23 protein-coding genes and 1 pseudogene are annotated in these 23,138 nt (G+C 66.0%); 8 read left to right on the top strand and 16 right to left on the bottom strand.

The window, feature by feature from the left end; all coding sequences use genetic code 11:
* Positions 1 to 101 precede the first annotated feature (101 nt).
* Positions 102 to 863: an isocitrate lyase/PEP mutase family protein gene (locus tag BST42_RS04675; RefSeq protein ID WP_435406007.1), complete on the top strand. Its 762-nt coding sequence runs from the start codon at positions 102 to 104 to the stop codon at positions 861 to 863.
* Positions 864 to 941: 78 nt separating this feature from the next.
* On the opposite strand, the gene BST42_RS04670 is transcribed toward BST42_RS04675, so the two are convergent.
* From BST42_RS04670 to BST42_RS04615, 12 genes are all read right to left on the bottom strand, one after another.
* Complete coding sequence (locus tag BST42_RS04670) at positions 942 to 3,845, bottom strand: MMPL/RND family transporter (protein WP_083117407.1); 2,904 nt, start codon at positions 3,843 to 3,845, stop codon at positions 942 to 944.
* On the bottom strand, positions 3,842 to 4,282 hold the full coding sequence (locus BST42_RS04665; RefSeq protein ID WP_083117866.1) for an MmpS family transport accessory protein: 441 nt from the start codon (positions 4,280 to 4,282) through the stop codon (positions 3,842 to 3,844). The genes BST42_RS04670 and BST42_RS04665 overlap by 4 nt, the downstream gene beginning before the upstream one ends.
* A 14-nt stretch (positions 4,283 to 4,296) precedes the next feature.
* Positions 4,297 to 4,812 (bottom strand): MarR family winged helix-turn-helix transcriptional regulator, encoded by a 516-nt coding sequence (locus BST42_RS04660; RefSeq protein WP_237159248.1) that lies wholly within the window; start codon positions 4,810 to 4,812, stop codon positions 4,297 to 4,299.
* A 163-nt stretch (positions 4,813 to 4,975) separates the two neighbouring features.
* Positions 4,976 to 5,527 carry a GNAT family N-acetyltransferase gene (locus BST42_RS04655; protein ID WP_083117406.1) on the bottom strand — a complete coding sequence of 184 codons (552 nt, stop codon included), beginning with the start codon at positions 5,525 to 5,527 and terminating at the stop codon, positions 4,976 to 4,978.
* A gap of 10 nt (positions 5,528 to 5,537) precedes the next feature.
* The gene (locus BST42_RS04650) at positions 5,538 to 6,431 is read right to left on the bottom strand and encodes a 5-oxoprolinase subunit C family protein (RefSeq protein WP_083117864.1); all 894 of its coding nucleotides are present in this window, start codon (positions 6,429 to 6,431) and stop codon (positions 5,538 to 5,540) included.
* Positions 6,428 to 7,069: a 5-oxoprolinase subunit B family protein gene (locus BST42_RS04645; RefSeq protein ID WP_083117405.1), complete on the bottom strand. Its 642-nt coding sequence runs from the start codon at positions 7,067 to 7,069 to the stop codon at positions 6,428 to 6,430. The genes BST42_RS04650 and BST42_RS04645 overlap by 4 nt, the downstream gene beginning before the upstream one ends.
* Before the next feature lie 24 nt (positions 7,070 to 7,093).
* The gene (locus tag BST42_RS04640) at positions 7,094 to 7,819 is read right to left on the bottom strand and encodes a queuosine precursor transporter (protein WP_083117404.1); all 726 of its coding nucleotides are present in this window, start codon (positions 7,817 to 7,819) and stop codon (positions 7,094 to 7,096) included.
* Positions 7,820 to 7,833: 14 nt separating this feature from the next.
* Positions 7,834 to 8,820 carry an ABC transporter substrate-binding protein gene (locus BST42_RS04635; protein ID WP_083117403.1) on the bottom strand — a complete coding sequence of 329 codons (987 nt, stop codon included), beginning with the start codon at positions 8,818 to 8,820 and terminating at the stop codon, positions 7,834 to 7,836.
* Positions 8,821 to 8,829: 9 nt separating this feature from the next.
* A complete protein-coding gene (locus tag BST42_RS04630; protein WP_083117402.1) occupies positions 8,830 to 9,429 on the bottom strand; it encodes a LysE/ArgO family amino acid transporter in 600 nt (199 codons plus the stop codon).
* Between the two features lie 82 nt (positions 9,430 to 9,511).
* Positions 9,512 to 9,691: a hypothetical protein gene (locus BST42_RS04625; protein ID WP_083117401.1), complete on the bottom strand. Its 180-nt coding sequence runs from the start codon at positions 9,689 to 9,691 to the stop codon at positions 9,512 to 9,514.
* Between the two features lie 143 nt (positions 9,692 to 9,834).
* A complete protein-coding gene (locus tag BST42_RS04620; RefSeq protein ID WP_083117400.1) occupies positions 9,835 to 10,638 on the bottom strand; it encodes a siderophore-interacting protein in 804 nt (267 codons plus the stop codon).
* Positions 10,638 to 11,246 carry a TetR/AcrR family transcriptional regulator gene (locus tag BST42_RS04615; protein ID WP_165760780.1) on the bottom strand — a complete coding sequence of 203 codons (609 nt, stop codon included), beginning with the start codon at positions 11,244 to 11,246 and terminating at the stop codon, positions 10,638 to 10,640. Before BST42_RS04615 ends, BST42_RS04620 begins: the two co-directional genes overlap by 1 nt.
* 86 nt (positions 11,247 to 11,332) lie before the next feature.
* Between BST42_RS04615 and BST42_RS04610 the strand changes: the two genes are divergently transcribed.
* From BST42_RS04610 to BST42_RS04585, 7 genes and pseudogenes are all read left to right on the top strand, one after another.
* Positions 11,333 to 12,583, top strand: coding sequence for a cytochrome P450 (locus BST42_RS04610; RefSeq protein WP_083117398.1), 1,251 nt, complete (start codon positions 11,333 to 11,335; stop codon positions 12,581 to 12,583).
* 71 nt (positions 12,584 to 12,654) lie between these two features.
* On the top strand, positions 12,655 to 12,927 hold the full coding sequence (locus tag BST42_RS04605) for a hypothetical protein (RefSeq protein WP_083117397.1): 273 nt from the start codon (positions 12,655 to 12,657) through the stop codon (positions 12,925 to 12,927).
* Positions 12,924 to 13,823: a LysR family transcriptional regulator ArgP gene (locus tag BST42_RS04600; RefSeq protein ID WP_083117863.1), complete on the top strand. Its 900-nt coding sequence runs from the start codon at positions 12,924 to 12,926 to the stop codon at positions 13,821 to 13,823. The genes BST42_RS04605 and BST42_RS04600 overlap by 4 nt, the downstream gene beginning before the upstream one ends.
* 63 nt (positions 13,824 to 13,886) lie before the next feature.
* A complete protein-coding gene (locus BST42_RS04595) occupies positions 13,887 to 14,156 on the top strand; it encodes a hypothetical protein (RefSeq protein WP_083117396.1) in 270 nt (89 codons plus the stop codon).
* Positions 14,157 to 14,341: 185 nt separating this feature from the next.
* Positions 14,342 to 15,094 (top strand): annotated as a pseudogene (locus BST42_RS04590) (L,D-transpeptidase); the annotation flags it as partial.
* 68 nt (positions 15,095 to 15,162) lie between these two features.
* Positions 15,163 to 15,294 (top strand): hypothetical protein, encoded by a 132-nt coding sequence (locus BST42_RS30275; RefSeq protein ID WP_264046616.1) that lies wholly within the window; start codon positions 15,163 to 15,165, stop codon positions 15,292 to 15,294.
* A 27-nt stretch (positions 15,295 to 15,321) separates the two neighbouring features.
* Entirely contained in the window at positions 15,322 to 16,788 is a 1,467-nt protein-coding gene (locus tag BST42_RS04585; protein ID WP_083117861.1) for a peptide MFS transporter, read from the top strand.
* Here BST42_RS04585 and BST42_RS30390 read toward each other — a convergent pair.
* Genes BST42_RS30390 through BST42_RS04565 form a run of 4 tightly spaced genes read right to left on the bottom strand, consistent with a single transcriptional unit; the run spans position 16,785 to position 23,115 of the window.
* Entirely contained in the window at positions 16,785 to 19,922 is a 3,138-nt protein-coding gene (locus tag BST42_RS30390; protein ID WP_083117395.1) for a long-chain-fatty-acid--CoA ligase, read from the bottom strand. The two genes, BST42_RS04585 and BST42_RS30390, sit on opposite strands and share 4 nt — an antisense overlap.
* Positions 19,919 to 20,974, bottom strand: a complete 1,056-nt coding sequence (locus BST42_RS04575) for an acyl-CoA dehydrogenase family protein (RefSeq protein WP_083117394.1) — start codon at positions 20,972 to 20,974, stop codon at positions 19,919 to 19,921. The genes BST42_RS30390 and BST42_RS04575 overlap by 4 nt, the downstream gene beginning before the upstream one ends.
* A gap of 1 nt (position 20,975) precedes the next feature.
* Entirely contained in the window at positions 20,976 to 22,190 is a 1,215-nt protein-coding gene (locus BST42_RS04570) for an acyl-CoA dehydrogenase family protein (protein WP_083117393.1), read from the bottom strand.
* Between the two features lie 13 nt (positions 22,191 to 22,203).
* Positions 22,204 to 23,115, bottom strand: a complete 912-nt coding sequence (locus BST42_RS04565) for an enoyl-CoA hydratase (protein WP_237159279.1) — start codon at positions 23,113 to 23,115, stop codon at positions 22,204 to 22,206.
* Positions 23,116 to 23,138 lie beyond the last annotated feature (23 nt).

Raw genomic sequence — 23,138 nt, 5'->3', positions numbered from 1 at the left:
AGCCACATTCGGATCCCAACGTGAGACAGGTCACGTCGGGAATGGCGTTGCGGCAGTCGTGTTGGACAGCTCGGGATCAAGCCGATAGATAGGGGAACCTGGTGTCCGATAAGAGCAGTCTTGCCAAGCACGCCGACGCACTGCTGGCCTTGCATCAGCCGGGCAACCCGGTGGTGTTGCCGACGGTGTGGGACGCCTGGTCGGCGAAGCTGGCGGTGGCCGCCGGATTCGCGGCACTGACCGTCGGCAGTCATCCGATGGCCGATTCCGTCGGCAAGCCGGACGGCGAGGGGATGAGCTTCGACGACGTCGTCGCCCGCGTCACCCAGATCACCTCGGCGGTGGACGTGCCGGTCTCGGTGGACATCGAATCGGGTTACGCGCAACCGGCCGAGCGTCTCATCGACGGTCTGCTGAGCGCCGGCGCGGTGGGCCTGAATATCGAGGACACCGTGCACAGCGAGGGCAAGCGACTACGGTCGTCCGCCGAGCATGCCGAACTGGTGCGCGCGCTGCGTGCCGCGGCCGACAGTGCCGGGGTCCACGTGGTGGTCAACGCCCGCACCGACCTGTTCCTGCGCAACGACGGTGACGACGCCGACCGGGTGGACCGGGCGATCGCCCGGCTGACCGAAGCGGCGTCCGCCGGGGCCGACGTGCTCTACCCGGTGGGCCGCCACGACCCGGAGACGTTGCGCCGCTTGGCAACTGAGCTACCGTTGCCGATCAACGCGATCGCGCTGCCGGAGTCCGACGACCCGGCATCGTTCGGGCCGCTGGGGGTCGGGCGGATCAGCTTCGGGCCGTTCTGGCAGCGGGCGCTGAGCGTGCGGGCCAACGAGATCCTGGACCGCTGGCGCTAGCAGTTCCATACCGAGCGTGGGGGACCCCGTCGAGAATCCGCGAAAACTCGACAAGAACCCCCACGCTCGGCGAGGTTTCTAGGCCTGTGCCGGCATCGCCGACGTGTCCGCGTCGTCGGTCGAGCGCTTGCGCGGCTGCGGGGGCAGGAAGTGGTAGTTGCCTCGCGGGTAGACCACCTGCGGCCACCAGAACCACCGGCCCAGCATCGTCGCAATCGACGGCATCAGCAGCGACCGCACGATGAACGTGTCGATCAGCAGGCCGATCGCGATCGTCGAGCCCATCTGGGCCAGCACGACGAGCTTGCTGATCATCATGCCCGCCATGGTGGCGGCGAACACCAGCCCGGCTGAGGTCACCACGCCACCGGTGCCCGCCATCGAGCGGATGATGCCGGTCTTCAGGCCGGCGTGGATCTCGTCTTTGAACCGGGATACCAGGAGCAGGTTGTAGTCGGAGCCCACTGCCAGCAGGATGATGACCGACATCAACATGACCAGCCACTGCACCTGGATCCCGAACAGGTCCTGCCACAGCAGCACCGAGATGCCGAACGACGCGGCGATCGAGCTGCCTGCCGTCCCGACGATCACCAGCGCGGCGACGACGCTCCGGGTCAGAATCAGCATGATCATGAAGATCAGCGTCAGCGAGGACACGACCGCGATCAGCAGGTCGTAGCGCGCGCCGTCGGACATGTCCTTGTACGTCGCCGCGACACCGCCGAGATGGATCTTGGCGTTCGACAGCGACGACATCTTCAACGCCTCTTGGGCGGCCTTGCGCTCGGAGTCGACGCGGGCGATACCGTCCACTGTCGCAGGATCACCCTCGTGGGTGATGAACATGCGGGTGGACTTGCCGTCGGGGGAGAGGAACATCTTCAGGCCGCGTTGGAAGTCCGGGTTCTGGAAGGCCTCGGGCGGCAGGAAGAACAGGTCGTCGTTCTTGGCCTGGTCGAAGCTCTCGCCCATCGCCAGGGCGGTGTCGTTCGACGCCTGCGACTGGTCCAGCAAGGCCTTTTGCGAGTTGTACGACGCCAGCGCGAGATCGCGGCTGACCTTCATCGAGGCGATCGTCTGCGGCAGCAGCGCGGTCAGCTGGGGTGCGAGGTCGGCCAGTTGGTCGGTATTGCCTTGCACCCCTTCGGTTGCGTCGGTCACTCGGTCGATTCCGTCAAGGGAGTCGAACAGCGACCGTGCGGCCGCGCACAGCGGGATGTCGTAGCAGTGCGGCTCCCAGTAGAAGTAGTTGCGCAGGGGCCGGAATTGGTCGTCGAAATTCGCGATGTTGTTGCGGAGGTCCTTGGTGATCTCCAGCAGTTCCTTCGATTTGGCGTCGGAGTCCAGTGTGAGCTGGGTCTGCTTGAGCGACAGTTGATACTGCTTCTCCAGGATGTCGATTGAAACATTCATCGCGTCAACGGTTTTCAGCTGATTGTTCAACTGGTCCCGCTGGAACGGCAGATTCATGTTGGTGGTCTGGCCGGCCACACTCGTCTGGAAAGGGATCGAGCTGTGCTGGATCGGAATACCCAGTGGCCGGGTGATGCTCTGCACCATCGCGATACCCTCGGTGTGCATCACGTTGCTGGCGACTTTGTTCAGCACCAGCATGTCCGCGGGATTGCGCATGTCATGGTCGGCCTCGACCATGAGGATGTCGGGGTTCATCCGGGCTTGTGAGAAGTGCCGGTCGGCGGCGGCGAATCCCTGATTGACCGGCGCATCCTTGGGCAGGTAGTACTGGTCGTTGTAGGCGGGTTTGTAACCGGGGATGGCCACGATGCCGATCAGCACCACGAACAGGCTGGCGACGAAAATCGGTGCGGGCCAGCGCACTACGGCGGTGCCGACCCGCCGCCAGAAGCGGCTCTGCGGTGGCCGCTTCGACTCGTAGAGCCCGACGCGGCTGCCGAGGTAGAGCACGGCGGGGCCGAGAGTGACAGAGATCGCCACGACCACGAGCATGCCTATCGCTACCGGGGCGCCCATGGTGCTGAAGTAGGGCAGGCGCGCAAACGACAGGCAGTAGGTAGCGCCCGCGATCGTCAGACCGGAACCCACGATCACGGGCGCGACGGACTTGAACGTGGCGTAGTAGGAGTCGTCGCGGTCCAAGCCCATGCCGCGGTCTTCGCGATACCGGCCGAAGATGAAGATGCCGTAATCGGTGGCCGCCGCGATCGCCAGCATCGTCAGGATGTTGCCTGCGAACGTCGTCAGGCCAAAAGCGCCGTTGATAGCCAAAATCGACACCACGCCCCGGGCGGTCAACAGTCCCAGGAACGTCAAGAACAGCTGGATCAACGTGGTGCGGATCGAGCGGTAGACGACCAGCAGCATGCCCGCGATGGCGGCCAAGGTGATCAGGGTGATCATCGCGAGGCTGGCGTTACCGATGACGTGCAGGTCGTCGGTGAGCGCGGCCGGGCCGGCGACGTACGCCTGGACGCCCGGCGGTGCCGGGGTCTCCTTGATGACCTTGCGAACGGCGTCCACGCCTTCGTTGGCCAGCGTCTGGCCTTGTTCGCCTGCGAGGTTCAGCATCACGTAAGACGCCTTGCCATCGGCACTTTGAGCGCCGGCAGCAGTCAGCGTGTCACCCCAGAAGTCCTGGATGTGCTGGATGTGCTCGGGGTCCTGCTCCAGCTTGCGGATGATCTCGTCGTAATACTGGTGGGCGTCCGGGCCGAGCGGCTTCTGGCCTTCTATGACGACCATGATCGTGCTGTTGGAGTTGAACTCTTTGAAGTTGGCCCCCATCAACTTCATCGCCTTCATCGACGGGGCGTCCTCGGGTGCCATTGGCGCCGAGTGCATCTCGCCGACGATTTCGAGCTGGGGTGCGACGACGTTGACCAGAACGGCTATCGCGATCCAGAACAGCACGATCGGCAGCGCGAGGATGCGCAATAGGTGCGGGAGAACAGGACGCTTCGGCTTGCTGGCGGGTTCGGGCGCGGTGACGGTGTGGGTCATGCCGACTTCACCAGGCAGTAGGTCTGGGCGTTGACGCCATCGGCGGATTGCTCCTCACGAACGATTCCGTTCACAGTGACGCGGCATCCAATCTGATCGCCGTCGGTCCGCGCCATGAGGCTCGCGCTGACTGCAGGCAGGGTTGTCGACAGGGTGATGGACCAGGGCAGCGGGACGGTGACGGTGTGCACCTTGGCTTCCGGGTCGAAATAGCTGATCTGGGCGTTGGTTCCCGGCGCGCCGTACACGTCGTAGACCATCACCTTGGGGTTGAACTGGACGATCTCGATGCCCGACCCGGCCCCGGCGTTCAGGTCCTGGGACGCGAACATCTTGTGCAGTCGCGAGACGACAAGTCCGGAGACGGACAGCACCACGATGAGAACCAACGGTATCCAGATGCGCTTGAACACGCGGCCGACCGGAATAGCTTTCACCCGAACACCTTCCGTCACCTGCCCGGCCGCGGCGCGGCCGACCCTTCTTCTACGTGCTCGCCAATGCCATCTGTCCCGCAGTCGGCATTGGCGACGAGCCGGCCGATGAGCGGCAGGGCCACTCGTGCCGAGAGCCACAGCGCGGACTGCTCTTCGGGCGTCAGTGTCGTCATCAATGCCGCCAGACGTTCCCGGCGTAAACGCTTGCGGTCATCAAGCAACGCCTGACCCTCGGAGGTGATTCCGATCAGGCAGGCCCGGCCGTCGTCGGGGTCGGGCAGCCGGGTCACCAGCCCGGCGCGTTCCAGCCGCTGGACCAATTGGGTCATCGACGGCTGGCTGACGCCTTCCTTGCTGGCCAGTGTGGTCAACCGGACGGGGCCCTCGCGGTACACCCGGTTCATCGTGAATGCCGCCGACGCGCTGAGATCGGCACGGTCGCTGAGGAATCGGATGGTCAAGTCCATCGCCTGGTCGAGGGCATCGCCCACGCAATCGCTGACGTCGAGATCGGTCAGCTGTTTTGCCACTGGGTATCTATATCACGGGGGCTATGTAGCAGCAATCGGTTCACGAGCTGCTCGGCCCACAGGCGGCTCCCAGGGTGAGGTCGTGTCCCGGTGGAGGCCCTGCCGGGCCCAATCTCAACAACGTGTGTGCTGGGTTATATTCCGCCCACTATCTATTGTGCGCTTACCAGACGTCGCCGAGGCGCCAGTCGCACGCCAGCTCCGCCGTGGCGTCGACCTCGACGTCAACCGGCAGGACGAAGATCGAACCGTCGTCAGCCGGGGTGCGGGTTGAGCCGCCCGGAGCCAACACCGAGGTCGGACCCTGCCAGTGCAGCCACCCGCGGGGCCGGTAGATCGTCTCGCCGAGCGGGGTCGAACTGAGGGCACCGATTTGGTAAGCGCCACGGATCACCTGCTCGACGGCGTCGAGCACGGCATGGGCCAGTCCCTGCCCCCGCCAGTCGTCACGCACCGCGACGGCCTCGACATAGCCACAGCGCAATGCCGTGCCGCGGTAGAGCAGTCGGCGCTGGACTACGGCCGCGTGGGCGATAAGCGCGCCGCGGTGGGCGATGATCGCGTGCATCCCGCCGAGTGCGTGTTCCCAGTCCGAGTCGGTGAAATCGGCCGGGCCGCCGAACGCGTCGGTGAGCATCTGCCGGGCGCTGTGGCGGGTCTCGGCATCCAGGTCGCTGGTGTGGATCAGCCGGGCGGTGTGAACCTGCGCGTGCACACCCTCAGCTCTACCAGTCCGGCGAGCCGTCCGCTGGGATACGAGGTGTAGTCCAGCGCAGTCGCACCGCTTGGCCGGCGCGGATCTGCGCCACCCTGTCGGTATCGGCGTCGGTGACCACGCCGATGACGGGGTAGCCCCCGGTGACCGGGTGATCGGGGCCCAGGATCACCGGTTGGCCGTTGGGCGGCACTTGAATTGCGCCGCGCGTCGCCCCTTCGCTGGGCAGCTGGCGGTCGGGCCACCGGTACGTCAGTGGGCGACCGGTCAGTCGCATGCCGACTCGGTCGCTTCGGTCGGTGGCCACCCAGCCGGTGTGGACCAGGGCGTCGGGGTGGGGGAACCAGTCGTCGCGCGGTCCGGGCACAACGCGCAGCTCGATTCGGCCCGTGGCGATCGCGGCCACCGGCGCCTGGTCGAGTTCGGGGTAGTGCTCGCTCTGGGCGCCCACCGCAAGCACGTCGCCCACCCGCAAAGGCGGGGGCCCGATTCCCGACATCGTGTCGAAGCTGCGCGAGCCGAGCACCGGTTCGACGTCGATCCCGCCGCGCACCGCGAGGTAACTACGCAGGCCGGCGCGCGGTGCGCCGAAAGAGATCACTTCTCCGGCTCGAACGCGATGAATACTGTTGGTGCCAAACGGAATTCCGCCTACCGCGGGATCGGCGTCGGCGCCCGTCACGGCGATGTCGACGTCGCCGCCGCGTACCCGCGCGGCGAATCCGCCCAGGGTGATCTCCACGGTCGCGTGGTCGTCGGGGTTGGCCACCAGCCGGTTGGCCAACCGGTGTGCGTCGCGGTCAGCCGCTCCCGAGCGGGTCACCCCGACGTGCGCCAGACCGGGCCTGCCGAGATCTTCGAGCAGCGCCAGGGGGCCGGTCCGCAAGACTTCGAGCGCGATCATGACCGGCCCCGCGTGATCGCCCGGAACCGTACCCACATGCCGGGCAGGAGCAATGCGGGCTGCGGGCGTCCGGTGTCCCACAGCACCGCGTCGGTGCGTCCGATCAGCTGCCAGCCGCCGGGCGAGGGCCGTGGGTAGATTCCGCTGAAATCGCCTGCCAGGCCCACCGATCCGGCCGGCACCGCGGTGCGGGGGTCGCTGCGCCGTGGCACCGTCAAACGGGAGTCTCCGCCGACGAGGTAAGCGAAACCCGGTGCGAATCCGCCGAATCCGACTCGCCACGGCGTTCGGGTGTGGGCCTCGATCACCTCGGCGGTTGTCATGTCGGTGTGCCGGGCGACGTCGCCGAGGTCGGGGCCGTCGTAGGTCACGTCGATCGTGACGTCGGCCTCGCCGCTGGGATGGTGCTCGACGCGGCCGGGGTCGATGCGCAGCTGGGTGAGGCGGTGGCGCGTCGGCGCTTGGTCGGACGGGTCGTCGAGTGTGACCAGCACGGTCCGGGCGGTCGGCACGACATCCAGGACACCGGGCAACCGTGCCGCCCGCAGCGTCGCGGCCAGTGCCAGCACCTCGTCGGTGGACGGGCACTCCAGCAGCAGCGCCCGGTCGCCATAGTCGCGAATCGTGTTGGACACCATGGGGTTTGTCGCCCTTGCCGAAGATCAGACCATCAGGGTGTAGGTCGGCTCGTGACGCTTGATGTATCCGATGACCCGATACGTCACCGGCAGCATGACCACTTCGACGGCCGTCTTGTAGACCCAGCCCAGCGCGGTGTAGGTGACGAAGTCGCCGAAGCTGGTGATGCCGATGGCGCCTGCGGCGATGCTGCAGAACACCAGGGTGTCGCCGAGCTGGCCGGCGAAAGTCGAGCCGACCAGCCGTGCCCACAGGTGCTTTTCCTTGGTGCGTTCTTTGATCTTGACGACGGTCCACGCGTTGATGGTCTGGCCGACGATGAAGCCGGCCAGGCCGGCGACGATCAGCTGGGTGTAGGCATGGACGATGTTCTCGAAGTGTTCCTGGTTGGTGTAGAAGTCGGCTGACGGCAGATAGATCGTCACCCAGAACGCCAGCGCCGCCAGGATGTTCATCGCGAAGCCGAGGATGATGGCTCGGCGCGCGGCCTTGAATCCGTACACCTCGGACAGCACGTCGCCGATCACGTACGTCAGCGGGAAGACGATGAACCCGCCGTCGGTGATGATCGACCAGTTCCCGATGACGGGCCCGAATGCGACGCCTTTGGTGGCGGTGACATTGGAGATGATCACCAGAGCCGTGAAGACCGAAACGAAGACCGGATAGTAGCGAGAACCGACCTGCGCGAATCCGGGAGTGGGGACGTCGGCGCGTGCGGTGGCCTGGCTGCTTGTCACAGGTGCCATCCAAGCACGGCAGGTCAGCCCAGCGCGCGTGACAGCAGCGGCGGCAGCTGATCGGCCACCACCGGGTAGGACAGCGGCGAGGCGAACGCGATCGCCCCGGCGAGGTCAAGGCCGGTGAACACGTTGCGGTTCGGTTTGGCAGCGGCCAGCTTGGCGACTTCAGGATCGGCGGACAGCGCCGCTTGATCGGCGTCGCTCTCGGTGGACCAGATCAGCACATCGGCGGAGTCGAGGGCGTCGGCGAGCTTGTCGCGGGGGATCGCTGCCCGATGGTCGTCGACGGCATAGGCCGTGATGCTGTCGGCGATCTGCAAGCCCATCGCGGTCAAGAAGTCGGTGCGCCAGCCGGGCAGCGTCGCGGTCAGGGTGCCGCCGGTGAAGCTGCCCGCCAGCAGCACCGCCTTCTTGTCTTTGAAAGCGGGATTGTTCTTGGCCACGTCGGCGAACTTGGCGTCGACGTCGGCGATCAGTTGCTTCATCTGCCTGCCCTGGAACACCGCGGTTCCCACTGCGGCGGCCTGGTCCTTCCACGGTTCGAAGAAGGCGTCGTCGTCGGACTGGGCGATGGTCGGTGCGATCGCCGACAGCTTCTTGTACGTGTCCGCGTCCAGCCCGGCGTTGACGGCAACGATCAGGTCAGGTTTGAGTGCGGCGATCTGGTCCACCTGAATGCCGTTGTCCAGGTTGAGGACAACGGGCTGGGCCGACCCGAGCTTGGCTTGGGCCCACGGCCACACGCCGAAGGGTTGGTCACCGAACCAGGTGGTCACCGCGACGGGGACGACGCCGACCGCCAGCAGATCGTCCTGCTCGGTGAAGCCCGCGCTCACGACTCGTTTCGGTGGTGCCGCGATCGTGGTTTCGCCGAAGATGTGCTTGATGGTCACCGAGGTGGGATTGGCGTCGTCACCGGATGTGTTCGACGAACACGCCGCCGCAACCAGCACCCCCGCCGCGCCGGCGGCTCCCAGGAATCCACGCCTCGTCCACTGCGCGCTCACGGCGCGAGATTAACCCACCACCAGCGAGATGCCGAGTCCAATCATTGCGACGGCAATCAGACCGTCGAGGATGCGCCACGTCAGCGGAGTCGCGAACAGCCCGGCCAACCGACGCGCGCCGAACCCCAGGCTGAAGAACCAGACGACGCTGGCGGTCACCGCTCCGGTGCCGAACAACCAGCGACTGTCGGCATGTTGATTGGCCAGCGTTCCGAGCAGCACGACGGTGTCCAGATACACGTGCGGGTTGAGGAAGGTCATGGCAAGACAGGTCAACAGCACCGAGATCAGTCGGGTGGAGCCGTCCTGCGCCGGCGCCATGCTGGCCGATTTCAGCGCTCGGCGTGCCGCCATGGCGCCGTACCCGAAGAGGAATGCGGCCCCGCCGATCTTGGCCACGGTGACGGTGTTCGGGTGCGCGGTGATGATGGCACCGATTCCGGCGATGCCGGCGGTGATGAGCAGCAGGTCCGAGACCGCGCACACGCTGACCACCGCCAGGACGTGCTCACGCCGAATGCCTTGACGCAGGACGAACGCGTTCTGCGCGCCGATGGCGGCGATCAGCGTGAACGACGTCAAGAATCCGACGAGCAGGGGTGAGGTCATGCCTCGACGGTAAGAAGGACCGACACAACAGTCCAACTAAAGTTACTTGCGGTGGTTAAGCACCGCTAATGCGTGAGCGGCGTCAGCAGATGGCGGCGGCCGCGATGAGCCCGAACGAGATGAGCACGATGCTCAGCACGAACGCTGCGTGACCCATCGACAGTGCCACGACCACGCCGACGACACCGGCGACGAAGATCGCGACCATCAGGAAAGCCATCAAACCGGAGTGCGGATTGATGGCAGCGCGGGGGAGCGGCACGACTCTCGGTCCTTGAGGACGTTCCATGGAGCTCATCGAACACCTCCGGTTGTGACCTGGCTCATCATTCGGAGTATAGGTGATAGAGATCACAAACAAGCCACGTTTGCTGCGCAGCCGCGCGGCATTCGTGCACGTCACGACTAGAGGCCGATCCGCTCCAGGGCGTCATCGACTTCCTCCGCGGCCGCCTTGTCGCTCTTGCCGTCGGCGATCGCCTGCCGGTACATCGCGACGAAGTCCGTTCCGGCCATCGCGAACCGCGCGTCCCAGGCGGCCGAGTCGTGGCGCCAGTAGCCCATGACGTCGTACTGATCGATGGTCCAGCCGCAGCCACGCAGGTGCTTGCGGACCTCTCGCGATGCGCCCGCCTCCCCGCCGAACCAGCAGTAGCCGCCAGCGGGCAGCTCGAGGTCGCGGACCAGCTGCGCGAGCCGGCTCGCGCCGGCGCCGTTCCCGCTGCCCAGGCTGGGTATGAGGGTGACACCGGCCCGGGTCGGCAGATAGTCGAGATCGCCGCGATCGAGTGCCTCGACCACGACCGTGGTGGAGACCGTCGGTGGCGACTCGTCCATGATGCGGGCCAACGCGGGTAGTCCTGCGAGATCGGCCACCAGCAGCTGCCACGTCGTACCGGGTGGCGGCCGGTACCACGCGCGTGCATGGTCCAGCCCGACGCGATCGCCCACCCCGGCGGTCTGCGCCCACCTGCTGCCGGGGCCGCCGGGGTGCACCAGAATGTCGAGATCGAGGACGTTCCCGGCCTGGCGCCGCACGGAATACGTGCGGCCCTGGTTCGGTGACGCCACGTCGAAGTACACCCCGACCGCGGAATCGGCGCCCGGCCCCAGGGCCAGCGATTCAGGGGAGTCCACCCGCAGCCGGAGCCGACGCAGCCGGGGGTTCGGCGCGAACGACTCGACGACGGTCGCGGGCGTGAAGCTCATCAGACCGCCCCGGCCGCTCCGAGTGTGGTGGCGGTCAGCGTGGCGACAAGAGTGTGTTCGTCGGTGTGGATGTCGCCGTGCAACCAGCCGATGATCAGTTCCGTCGCCGCGGTCACCGCTGCCCGGGTCGCCAGCAGGCGGTCCACCGACGGCTTCGGTTCGCCGGTGAACGGCATGGCTTCGGCAGCGATCCGCTCGGTGAACTCAGCCACTTCCCGCTGCTGGAGTTCGCGCAGCCGGGGAAACCCGGGCGACTCCATGTAGAGCCGGGCGTCAGCCGCACTGGCGACCAGCGTATGGACCACGGTCTGCAGGACGCCGTGGGCCCGATCCGGCAGCGGAACTGTGGTGAGCACTTCCTCCATCGCCGCTTTGAGCCTGCCGTACAGGTCTGCGGCGCAGGCGTCCAGGAGATCGTCCTTCGTGCTGAATTCGGCATAGAAGTAGCGCTTGCTCAATCTCGCCCGCTGGCAGACCAGGTCGACGGTCAGCGGGGCCACGCCGACCTCGGCGATCAGGGCGCGGGCGGCGTCGAGCAGCCGTGCACGGCGCTCCTGCGAGCGCTGCAGGGAACTGAGCCCGCCGTAGGTGCGTCCTTCGACAACCATGACGCCATCTTGACCCATTGTGTGTGCCACGCCATAATCCAGAACGAATTCGTTCCAGATTACTCGCATGGCGCAAGGAGTCACCGATGACGACCCGGATCATGGATGAGGCGGCGCGCGTCCTGGCCAACCCGCAGGCCTACACCGACGAGGCGGGGCTCCACAGCGCGCTTGCTCACCTGCGTGCCCATGCTCCTGTGTCGTGGGTGGACGTCGACGGTTACCGGCCGTTCTGGGCGATCACCAAACACGCCGACATCATGGACATCGAACGGCAGAACGACCTGTTCACCAACGACCCCCGTCCGATCCTGGTGGTGCAGGACCTCGACGACAAGCTGCGCGCCGACCGGGAAGCCGGGGCGGGCCTGAGCACACTGATCCACATCGACGACCCGCATCACCGCGACTTGCGCAAGATCGGTGCCGACTGGTTCCGACCGAAAGCCATGCGCGCGTTGAAGGTTCGCTGCGACGAGCTGGCCAAGATGTACGTCGACCAGATGGTGGAGCGCGGACCGGAGATCGATTTCGCCCAAGAGATCGCGGTGAACTTTCCGCTGTATGTCATTCTGACGCTGCTGGGCCTGCCGGAGTCGGACTTCCCGCGGATGCTCAAGCTCACCCAGGAGCTGTTCGGCGGCGACGACAGCGAGTTCCAACGCGCTGAGGACAAAGACGCGATGATCGCGGTGCTGCTGGACTTCTTCGGGTACTTCTCGGCGTTGACCGCCTCGCGCCGCGAGCATCCCACCGAGGACCTGACGTCCGCGATCGCGAATGCGACGATCAACGGAGAACCGTTGTCCGACATGGACACCGCCTCCTACTACGTGATCGTCGCCAGTGCCGGCCACGACACCACCAGTGCCGGAATCGCGGGTGGTCTGATGGAACTCATCCGCAACCCGGGTGAGCTCCAGCGCCTGCAGGACGACCCGTCGCTGATGGGCACCGCGGTCGAGGAGATGATCCGCTGCGTCGTGCCGGTCAAGGAGTTCATGCGCACCGCCCAAGCTGACACCGAGGTCCGCGGCGTTCCGATCGCCAAGGGCGAAGCCGTACTGCTGTCCTATGTCTCGGCCAACCGCGACGAAGAGGTGTTCGCCGACCCGATGCGCTTCGACGTCGGCCGCGACCCCAACAAGCACCTGTCCTTCGGCTACGGCGTGCACTTCTGCCTGGGCGCCGCCCTGGCCCGCATGGAGATGAACAGCTTCTTCACCGAACTCGTTCCGCGGATCAAGTCGATCGAACTCGCCGGCGATCCCGAACTCATGGCCACCACCTTCGTCGGCGGTATCAAGCACTTGCCGATCCGATACGCCTTGAAGTGATTTCTCCGCGGCGACCCCCGCCAACGGCGATAATTGCCGGTGAGTCGGTCGCACGAGGGGAAGTACTGACGATGAAGAAGCTGGCAGCAGCGCTGTTGAGCGCCATGGCACTGGCTGTTGTACCGGTGGCCGTCGCACCCGGTGCGCATGCCGATGTATGCGGAGACGTCGGCGGACGTCATGTGAACGTCGGCGGGTGCACGAACGTCGCCGGCGATGTCGCCGTCGCGGGCGCGGTGGCCTCCGATGACGACGCTGCGGCGCAGGCGGCCTCTGGGCAGCCGCCGTGCTACACGCCGCAGGGTGTCCCGTACTACACCCCCGGTTCGGATCCCTGCTACTGAGCGCTCCCGGTGAGGCTCGCCTGGACGCGGGCCAACTCGCGGCGTTCGCCGCGATAGTGGAACTCGGCAGTTTCGAGGCGGCTGCCGATCGGTTGCATGTGACCCCGTCGGCGGTCAGTCAGCGCATCAAGGCTCTGGAAAAGCAGGTGGGCCAGGTGCTGTTGGTCCGCGGGAAGCCCTGTGTGGCAACGCTGGCCGGCACACCGCTGCTTCGGCTGGCCGCGCAGACCGCGATGCTGGAGGCCGAGGCCATCGCCGAGATGACCGGTGGTGGTGAAGGCGCGCCGCAGCCGCGGATAGCCATGGCGGTCAACGCCGACTCGATGGCGACCTGGTTCGTCCGGGTGTTGTCCGATCTGCCCGATGTGTTGTTCGACATCCGCATCGAGGATCAGGATCACTCCGCCCGGCTGTTGCGGGAGGGTGTGGTCATGGGCGCGGTCACCACCGAGCGCGCCCCGGTACCCGGCTGTCGGGTCCATCTGCTCGGCGTGATGCGGTATCTGCCGGTAGCCGGTGCCGATTATGTAAAGCGGTATTTTCCAGACGGTTTCACCGCAGAGCGGGTGAGAACGGCGCCGTCTCTTGCGTGGAATCGCGACGACGCTCTGCAGGATATGCTGGTGCGCAAGGCATTTGGACGTGCAATCAATCGGCCCGTCTCTTATGTGCCGACTGCGGAAGGCTTCGGCGCCGCGGTACACGCCGGCCTCGGATGGGGGATGTATCCCGAGCAGTCCGCCGCCGAGGCGCTCGCGGACGGATCGTTCGTCCAGGTCAGCGATGTCCACCTGGACATCCCGCTGTTCTGGCAGTGCTGGAAGCTCGATAGTCCCCTGATGGAGTCCCTGACCGCGACCGTATTGGCCGCAGCGAACGCACTGCGCAGGGGCTGACAGAAAGATCACAGTCACTGCACACCGGTTTGCCACCGTGCTGATGCGGATAACCCTGGCGACATGAACGCGAGTCGATTCCCCCGCTCCAAGATCGTCGCGGCAACGGTGGGTGCAAGCGCGGCCTTGGCGAGCGTGTTTCTGGTGGCGATACAGGTGGAGCGCGGTAGCGACGCGACGGTGATCTCCGATCCCGGAACCGTCTCCGCCCCGGTCACCAACACGATGACCACCGGCGTGACCACGAGTACGTCGCCGGGTCAGCCGTCGGTGTCGGCACCGGTCGCGACTCCGCAGATCACCACCACACCGACCTCCGCCGAGCCCGGCTAGCAGCGTAAGTGGGCAGAATTGCTGTGATGCACCATGATTGATCGGTTGGGCGAGAGATCGTGGAGATGTGAATGGTTGTAGTGGGTCGCAGGGCGCGAGTTCTGCTGTCGGCGGTGCTGGCTCTGATGGCAGTTCAGGCCGGTCGGGCTGTCGTAGCGCACGCCGATGATGTGCTGCCGCCGGTGAGCTTCACCACCACCTCGAATGCGCCGCTACACAACGGCGGCACCTACGGCATCGGCACCGTGATCGTCGCGCACTTCGACGCTCCCGTCGGTGATCGTGCTCTGGCCGAGCAGGCACTGCAGGTCGACACATCGCCATCGGTGGCCGGTGCGTGGCACTGGGTCGACGACCGCACCATGCACTGGCGGCCACCGCAGTACTACGCGCCGGGCACCGTGGTCACCGTGACACCCGGGCCCGGGGCGCCGGTCTCGTTCACCATCGGTGCGTCACATGTGTCGATCGCCGACGACGCGACCAAGCAAGTGACGGTGTTCGACGGCGGAAAGCTGGTCCGGACCATGCCTACATCGATGGGCCGAGGGGGCACCGAGAAAGTCGGCAACACCACCCTGAGCTTCTGGACCCAGCCCGGCGTGTACACCGTTCTGGACAAGAGCAATCCGGTGGTGATGGACTCCTCGACCTACGGACTGCCGATCAACTCGCATCTCGGCTACAAGGAGACGATCCCGTACGCGGTGCGCATCAGCACCGACGGCGTATATCTGCACGAGCTGGACGCGACGGTGTGGGCGCAGGGCAACACCGACACCAGCCATGGTTGCCTGAACCTCAACCGCGACAACGCAATCTGGTTCTACAACTTCTCGGTGCCCGGTGACGTGGTCGAAGTGCGCAACACCGGGGGTAAGCCGCTCCAGCTGTGGCAGAACGGGGACTGGAGCGTGCCGTGGGATCAGTGGGCCTAGCCGGCGTGGGGCGGTTTCGAGTAGCGACTACTCGTGACACCGGGTGTCCGTCCCACGAGACTGAGGGCGTGACATCCCCGCCCGCAGAGCCGCGACTCGCCGACATCGTCGAGTTGCCGCTGGGCCGGTTGGCCGACGATCGTGACCCGGCGGGCGAGGACGACGGGCGCGAGCCGGAGACCATCATCCTGCTCTGGTGACGGCCTGGATATGGCATGGTGAAATCCATGGCAGATGCCGTCGGAACTGAGAACGCACCCAGGCAACGAACATTCTTCGGGCACCCCGTCGGTCTGGCCAACCTCTTCGGCGTCGAGTTGTGGGAGCGCTTCTCCTACTACGGGATGCTCACGATTCTCGGCTATTACCTGTACTACTCGCTCACTGAGGGCGGTCTCGGCCTGCCGAAGGCCACCGCGACCGGCGTCGTGGGGGCCTACGGCGGCTTGGTGTATCTGTCCACGGTGCTGGGCGGCTGGGTCGCCGACCGGTTGCTCGGCATGGAGCGGACGGTGCTCTACGGCGGCGTCGTGGTCATGTTCGGCCACATCGCGCTGGCGGTGCTGCCCGGACTGACCGGGGTCGGCGTGGGCCTGGTACTGATCGCGCTGGGGTCCGGTGCGCTCAAAGCCAACGCGTCGTCGCTGTTGGGCACGCTCTATGAGGACGGCGACCCCCGTCGAGACGGCGGTTTCACACTGTTCTATCTCGGTATCAACCTGGGTTCGTTCGTAGGCCCGCTGATCACCGGCCTCCTGCAGACCAAGTTAGGTTTCCACTACGGGTTCGGTGCCGCTGCCGTCGGCATGGCGCTGGGCCTGACCCAGTACGTGGTGTTCCGGCGCAATCTCGGCAACCACGGCCGGACCCCACCGAATCCGCTGTCCCGCAGTCATTTCGTGCGCACCGCGAGCATTGCGGCAGCGGTCGTGGTGGTCGTGGTTGTCGCCTTCGTCTTCGGTTTGATCACTCTGGCCACCCTCTCTCAGGTGACCACCGGAATTCTGGTCGTCGCTTCGATCGGATACTTCGCGGTGATGCTGCGCAGCCCGCGTGTCGAACCGATCGAGCGCACGCGGGTGCGGGCGTTCATCCCGCTGTTCATCGCCAACGCGGTGTTCTGGTCACTGTTTCAGCAGATTTTCACCGTCCTCGCGGTGTACTCCGACGAGCGGATGAACTGGTCGATCTTCGGTTGGCGGGCACCGTCGAACTGGATCGGCTCGATCGAACCGGTGTGGATCATCCTGCTGTCCCCGCTCTTCGCGGCGATGTGGACCAAGCTGGGCCGCCGCGCACCCACCACCCCGCGCAAATTCGCCTACGGCGTCATCGGCATGGGTGTGGCGTTCCTGCTGTTCCTGCCAATGGCGGGAACGACGGGGCGCACCGTGCCCGCACTGTTCGTGGCGGCGATCATGGCCGTCTTCGCCATCTCCGAGCTGATGCTGTCACCGATCGGCCTGTCGGTGACGACACAGTTGGCGCCCAACGTATTTCGGGCGCAGATGATGGCGCTGTACTTTTTCTCGGTCGGACTGGGCACGTCGATGTCGGGCGTGCTGTCCGGGTACTACCACCCGGACCGTGAGTTCGCCTACTTCGGCATCCTCGGTGCGGTCGCGGTCGGAGTCGGCGTTGTCGTGTGGGCGTTCGCACCGCGGGTGAGCCGTTTGATGGAGGGCATCCACTAAGGCCGCGCTTCCAGCAGCCGCACCATCTCGTCGCGCATCTCGACCTTGCGTACTTTCCCGGTCACGGTCATCGGGAACTCGTCGACCACCCGCACATAGCGGGGGATCTTGTAGTGCGCCAGTTTTCCGGCCGCGAACGCCCGCACGCCATCGGCGTCCAAGGGTGCACTGCCGGAGCGCATCTTGATCCAGGCGCAGATCTCCTCACCGAAGCGCGGATCGGGCACACCGATCACCTGGACGTCGTCGATGTCGGGATGGGTGTGCAGGAATTCCTCGATCTCCCTGGGATAGACGTTCTCACCGCCACGAATGACCATGTCCTTGATCCGGCCGACGATCGTGCAGTAGCCGTCGTCGCGCATCACCGCGAGATCACCGGTGCGCATCCAGCCCTCGTCGTCGATCGCGTCTCGGGTTCTGCCCTCGTCGTTCCAGTAGCCGAGCATGACCGAGTAACCGCGAGTGCAGAATTCGCCGGTGGTACCGCGCTCGACGACCGCACCGGTGTCCGGGTCGACGATCTTGATCTCGACGTGTGGATGCGCGCGTCCCACGGTGGCGGTGCGCCGTTCCAGGTTGTCGTCGTGCAGGGTCTGGCAGGAGACCGGCGAGGTCTCGGTCATTCCATAGGCGATGGACACCTCCGACATGTTCAGCTCGTCGACACAACGCTTCATGATCTCGACCGGGCAGGGGGCACCCGCCATGATGCCGGTACGCAGCGACGAGACGTCGCGGTGCGCGAGGTCCGGATGCCCGAGCACCGCGATGAACATCGTCGGCACCCCGTACAAGGCCGTGCAGCGTTCCTGCTCCACGGCCGCAAGAGTTGCCGCCGGGTCGAAGCCGGCTGACGGGATCACCATCGTGGCACCGTGGGTGGTGCAGCCGAGATTGCCCATGACCATGCCGAAGCAGTGGTAGAACGGCACCGGAATACACAGCCGGTCACCGGGTCCGAAGTTGATCAGATCGGTGACGAAGTATCCGTTGTTGAGGATGTTGCGGTGCGAGAGCACCGCCCCTTTCGGGGAACCCGTTGTGCCGGAGGTGTATTGAATGTTGATCGGGTCCGACGGCGTCAGCGTCTCCATCCGGGCGCGCAACCGGTCGGTGGACACCGCCTCCCCGCGCTGCCTCAGCGACTCCCAGTCGGAGGAATCGAGGAACACCACCTCGGCCAGATCGGGCACCTCGGGGCGCACCTCGGCGACCATACTGCGGTAGTGGGATGACTTGAACTCGTTGACGCACAACAGCATTCGCACGCCCGCGTGCCGAAGCACGTAGGCCAGCTCATGAGTTCGGTACGCGGGGTTGATGGTCACCAGGATCGCGCCTGCCTTGGCGGTGGCGTACTGCACCACGGTCCACTCCGCGCAGTTGGGTGCCCAGATGCCGACCCGATCGCCCTTGTTGATCCCTGATGCGATCAACCCACGTGCCACCAGGTCGATCTCGCGGTTCAGCTCGGCATAGGTCCACGAGCGGCCGGTCGCGACCTCGACGAGTGCGTCCACATCGGGCTGCGCGGCGGCGGTGCGCTCGAAGTTGGCGCCGATCGTCTCGTCGAGGAGCGCGCTGTCACCGGGTCCTGCCGCATACGACCCTGGTGCACCGTACTGTTCGCGCAGAGCGCCTTTGAGCACCTTGCCACTGGCGTTGCGGGGCAAGGACGCGACGATCGCGATACGCCGCGGACGCTTGTAGGGAGCCAGGTGTTCCCGGCAGTGCGCCTCGATATCGGTCTCGCTCGGCGGGTCGCCCGGGTCGCAGGCCACGATCACCGCCAGCGGAGTTTCGCCCCACTTCGGATCCGGCACGCCGATGACCGCCACCTCGGCGACCTTCGGGTGCGCCGCCAGGACGTTCTCCACTTCGGCGCTGTAGATGTTCTCTCCGCCCGAAATGATCATGTCTTTCTTCCGATCGACCACGTAGATGTAGCCGTCCTCATCCTGCCGGACCAGGTCACCGGAATGGAACCATCCGCCGTGGAAAGCCGCCGCGGTGTGGGCGGCGTTGTTCCAGTACTCCTTCATCACCAGCGGACCCTGGTAGACGATCTCGCCGACCGCCCCAGCGGCGACGTCGTTCATGTCGTCGTCGACGATGCGGGCCTCGACGTTGAGCATCGGAGTTCCGACCGAACCGATCTTGCGGATCGCATCGTCGCCGCGCAGCAGGCAGGTGATGGGGCTGCACTCGGTTTGTCCGAACGCCGCGACGATCTCCGCATCGGGGAACGCCGCGGTCATGCTCTGCAGCAATGTGGTGGTCGCGGGGGCGGCGCCCCACCAGATCCGCCGCAGATACGACAGGTCCCACTGCCCGAGACGGTCCATCGCGCAGACTGCCTGCCACTGGGATGGGGTCATCCAACAGGAGGTGACCCGCTCGCTGACGATGGTGCACACCGTCGTCTCGGGATCGAATCCGCCGGAGGGCGGAATGATGACCGTGCCCCCGGTGAAGAACGCGGGCAGCATTCCCGATACCCCCGCGGTGTGGAACAGCGGCGCCACCCCCAGCCAGCACTCGTCGGGCAGGTGACCGAGCGTGGCGATCGAGCTGAAGGCGTGGAGGTAAAGGTTGCGGTGCGTCAGCACAGCACCTTTCGGGAACCCGGTGGTGCCCGAGGTGTACATGATGAAGGCGGGCTCCTCGTCGCCGACGACGATGTCGACGGGCTCGCCGGCGGCGTGGTCGATGGCGGACTGGAAGTCACCACCGATGGTCAGAACCGAATGCGCCGATGCCGCCCGGGCCCGCTCGACGACAGGGGCCAGCGCGTCGTCGACCACGACTGCCGCCGCACCGCTGTCGGCGAGCAGGTAGGCGATCTCGTCGGCCACCAGACGGAAGTTCAGGGGTACGACGACCGCGCCCAGTCGCAGTGTGGCGAACCAGGTCTCGACGACCTCGAGACTGTTCAGGCCCAGCACGGCGACCCGGTCTCCGCGGCCGATTCCGCGCTGGGCCAGTGCGTTGGCCAATCTCGTCACCCGCGTGTCGATCTCGCCGAAGGTGCCGCGACGGCGCGGGTCCGCGAAGCCGACGGTGTCGGGTCGCACCCGCGCGTGCCTGGCCAGGACATCACTGAGTGTGATCCCCGTCGATGCGGACGTCACAGGCCGGCCCGGTCAGCCAGGAGCGCCCGGTGCCTGCTGCTGCTGCCGAACAGCGCCTCGCAGGCCTTGGCTCGACGCAGATAGCGGTGCAGATCGTGCTCCCAGGTGAACGCGATGCCGCCGTGTACCTGGGTTGCGGTGTTCGCACACAGGGTGAAGGTGTCCGCCGCCTGCGCCTTCACCAGCGGCGCTGCGAGGCTGAGTTCATCGGGGTCGTCCGCGCTCAGCGCAGCGAACATCACCGCCACCCGGGTCGCGTCGATTTCGATCGCCATCTCGGCGCACATGTGCTTGACCGCTTGGAACGTTCCGATGGGGCGATCGAATTGAGTTCTGCTGCAGGCGTACTCGATGCTGCGGGCCAGACAGGCTTCGGCGCCGCCGAGCATTTCGGCGGCCAGTAATACTCGCGCGGTGTCCAGTACCCGTTCCAGATCGTCCCGGTCCGTGCCAAGGCGTTCGGCAGCGGCCTGCCGCAGCGCCACCCGAGCAACCGGCCGTGAGATGTCGAAGGAGGGGAGTTGTGTCACGTCGACTCCGGGCGCAGCGGTGTCGACCGCATACAGTCCAACGCCGTCATCGGTGCGGGCTGCGACGACGAGCAGATCGGTGCCGTGACCGTGCAGTACCGGACCGCACCCGCCGTCAAGCACAGTGCGGTCACCGTCTGCGGTGGCCGAGATTGTCGCCGACACGGCGTCACCGGCGCCGGGCCCGGTCGCCGCGAACGCTGCCACGAGCGCCCCGCTGAGCAGGCCGGGCAGCAGGCGATGACGCTGTTCGTCGTCGCCCATGCGCAGCACCGCATGGACCGCGAAAACGTGCGACGCCAGGGGAAGTGGGCTCAGTGCGCGGCCGAACTCCTCGAACACGATGGCCGATTCCACCAATGTTGCCCCAACACCGCCGTACTCCACCGGCACGGCCAGCCCGGGCAGTTCCAACTCGGTGCACAGCCTGGTCCAGCCACGCTCGTAACCGCCGTGGGCAGCCAGGAATTCACGTGTCGAATCCCGCAACGCCGCATGCTCACCGCTGTATTGGAAGTCCATATCAGCGCGGCTCCTTGGGCAGTCCGAGTAGCTGTTCACCGATCACGTTGCGCTGGATCTGAGAGCTGCCGGCGTAGATGGTGGCGGCGCGCGCGTAGAGAAACTCGTCGAGCCAGCAGGCGACCGAATTCGCCGTACCCGGTGCCGGGATGATCAGTGCGGCACCGTTTCCCGGACCGTCCGCGCAGAGCGCGTCGGTGCCCAGGATGTCGACCGCGAGATCGGTGTAGCGGCGGAAGTATTCGCTCCAGATCACCTTGTTGATGGCCGCTTCGGCGGCTGGACGTCTGCCGTTCGCCAGTGCGGTCAGGCCGCGGTAGCCCTGGTAGCGCAGGATTTGCACGCGCGAGTAGCACCAGGCGAGCTCGTCGCGAACCAGCGGATCGGTGTGCCGGTCGCGTTCGGCCGCCAGTTTCCGTAACCACTCAAGTCCGCGTCCGAATTCGATTGCTGCCGTGGTGATCTGGGACCCACGCTCGAAGCCGAGCACCGTCATCGCGGTCGCCCAGCCGCCGCCCACCCCGCCGAGCACGTCGCCGGCTGCGGCACGGGCATCGGTGAAGAAGACCTCGGAGAACGACGCGTGTCCGGCCGCGTTCACAATGGGCCGCACCACGACACCGGGCTGGTCGACCGGTACCAGCAACAGCGACAAGCCCTTGTGCTTCGGTGCCGCGGGGTCGGTACGGGCCAGCACGAAAATCCAGTTGGCCGTCGGTCCCGCCGACGTCCAGATCTTCTGCCCGTTGATCACCCACTCGTCGGTGTCGAGAACCGCTCTGGTCCGCACCGATGCGAGGTCCGAACCTGCCTCCGGTTCGGAGAAACCCTGACACCAGCGGTCCTCGCCGGACAGGATGCGCGGCAGGAACCGCGTCTTCTGCTCCTCGGTGCCCAGCGCGATCAACGTGTTGCCGAGCAGATCGATACCGAACATGTCGTTCTCGTCGCGCTCGGGGGCGCCCCAACGGGCGAACTCCTCGGACAGCACCGCTTGTTCCATCACCGAGAGTCCGCCGCCGCCGTACTCTTTGGGCCACGAGACTGCTACCAGTCCGCGGTCGGCGAGAACTTTGCGCCACCGGTGCCGCAGTTGCTCACGTTCCTCGGGCGCCACGGCACCCGGCCCGGCCCAGTCGGCAGGTAGGTGCTCGGCCAGGAACGCCCGGATCTCCTCGCGGAAAGATTGCGCTTCGTCGGGATAGTCGATGTCCACCTGTGCTCCGCTTTCAGGGCCGGTTCTTCACGGCGGGCAGGATCTGCGGGGACAGCCGCCAATCCTCGAGTCCGTACTCAGGGGTGCCGATACCCAGCGGGTCGCCGGTGAGCTCGGCCCAATGCGAATGATTGAGCTGGTGCAACGAGAAGCAGGCGTCCAGCGCGGTGGAGAAACCCATGGCATCCACGGTTTGGTTGACCGACTCTTTGATCAGCAACGCGGCTATGGTCGGCACTTTCGCGATGCGGGTGGCGAACTCGATGGTCCGCGCCGACAGTTCGGCATCCGGGAAGACCTTGCTGACCATGCCAAGCGCGTGGGCGTCGTCGGCATCGAGTGAGTCACCGGTGAGCAGCAGTTCCTTCGCCTTACGCGGCCCGAACTCCCAGGGATGGCCGAAGTACTCCACACCACACATCCCGAGCCGGGTGCCGACGACGTCGGCGAAAATCGTGTCCTGCGCGGCGACGATCAGATCGCAGCACCAGGCGAGCATCAGCCCGGCGGACAGCACCATTCCGTGGACTTCGGCGATCGTGACCTTCCGCAGGTTCCGCCAGCGCTTGGTGTTTTGGTAGAAGTAATGCCACTCCTGGCGGTGTCGGGCATCCGCCCCGGTCAGGGTGCCGCCATTGCACAGGTAGGTGGGATGTTGTCCGGGACCGGGTGAGCGTTCCCGGACATCGTCGGCGGAGCCGAGGTCGTGGCCGGCGGAAAAGCAGGACCCCGCCCCGCGCAGGATCACCACGCGCACCGTGTCGTCCTCTTCGGCCAGTTCGAACGCCGTGCCGAGTTCGACGAGCATGCCGCGGTTCTGCGCGTTGCGCTGTTTTGGGCGATCGAGCGTGATCACCGCGATCCGGCCGTCCTCGATCAGTTCATAGCCGATGTAGTCGAAATGCTGCACGAATGCTCCTTTCAGTTGCCGCCGATGGCCGCCGCTGA

Origin of the sequence: Mycolicibacterium rhodesiae (assembly GCF_002086695.1) — a bacterium.
Classification (GTDB): Bacteria; Actinomycetota; Actinomycetes; order Mycobacteriales; family Mycobacteriaceae; genus Mycobacterium; species Mycobacterium rhodesiae.
Note: the sequence above shows the minus strand (reverse complement) of the source record. Positions and strands in the feature narration are given on the sequence as shown.

Coding starts and splice junctions, on each gene's coding strand:
- BST42_RS04595 (WP_083117396.1), top strand. CDS start 13,887: ATGAACGCGAGTCGATTCCCCCGCTCCAAGATCGTCGCGGCAACGGTG.
- BST42_RS04615 (WP_165760780.1), bottom strand. CDS start 11,246: ATGGTTGTCGAAGGACGCACCTACGGCGGGCTCAGTTCCCTGCAGCGC.
- BST42_RS04630 (WP_083117402.1), bottom strand. CDS start 9,429: ATGACCTCACCCCTGCTCGTCGGATTCTTGACGTCGTTCACGCTGATC.
- BST42_RS04620 (WP_083117400.1), bottom strand. CDS start 10,638: ATGAGCTTCACGCCCGCGACCGTCGTCGAGTCGTTCGCGCCGAACCCC.
- BST42_RS04640 (WP_083117404.1), bottom strand. CDS start 7,819: ATGGCACCTGTGACAAGCAGCCAGGCCACCGCACGCGCCGACGTCCCC.
- BST42_RS04670 (WP_083117407.1), bottom strand. CDS start 3,845: ATGACCCACACCGTCACCGCGCCCGAACCCGCCAGCAAGCCGAAGCGT.
- BST42_RS04585 (WP_083117861.1), top strand. CDS start 15,322: ATGGCAGATGCCGTCGGAACTGAGAACGCACCCAGGCAACGAACATTC.
- BST42_RS04575 (WP_083117394.1), bottom strand. CDS start 20,974: ATGGACTTCCAATACAGCGGTGAGCATGCGGCGTTGCGGGATTCGACA.
- BST42_RS04610 (WP_083117398.1), top strand. CDS start 11,333: ATGACGACCCGGATCATGGATGAGGCGGCGCGCGTCCTGGCCAACCCG.
- BST42_RS04605 (WP_083117397.1), top strand. CDS start 12,655: ATGAAGAAGCTGGCAGCAGCGCTGTTGAGCGCCATGGCACTGGCTGTT.
- BST42_RS04645 (WP_083117405.1), bottom strand. CDS start 7,069: ATGGTGTCCAACACGATTCGCGACTATGGCGACCGGGCGCTGCTGCTG.
- BST42_RS04650 (WP_083117864.1), bottom strand. CDS start 6,431: ATGATCGCGCTCGAAGTCTTGCGGACCGGCCCCCTGGCGCTGCTCGAA.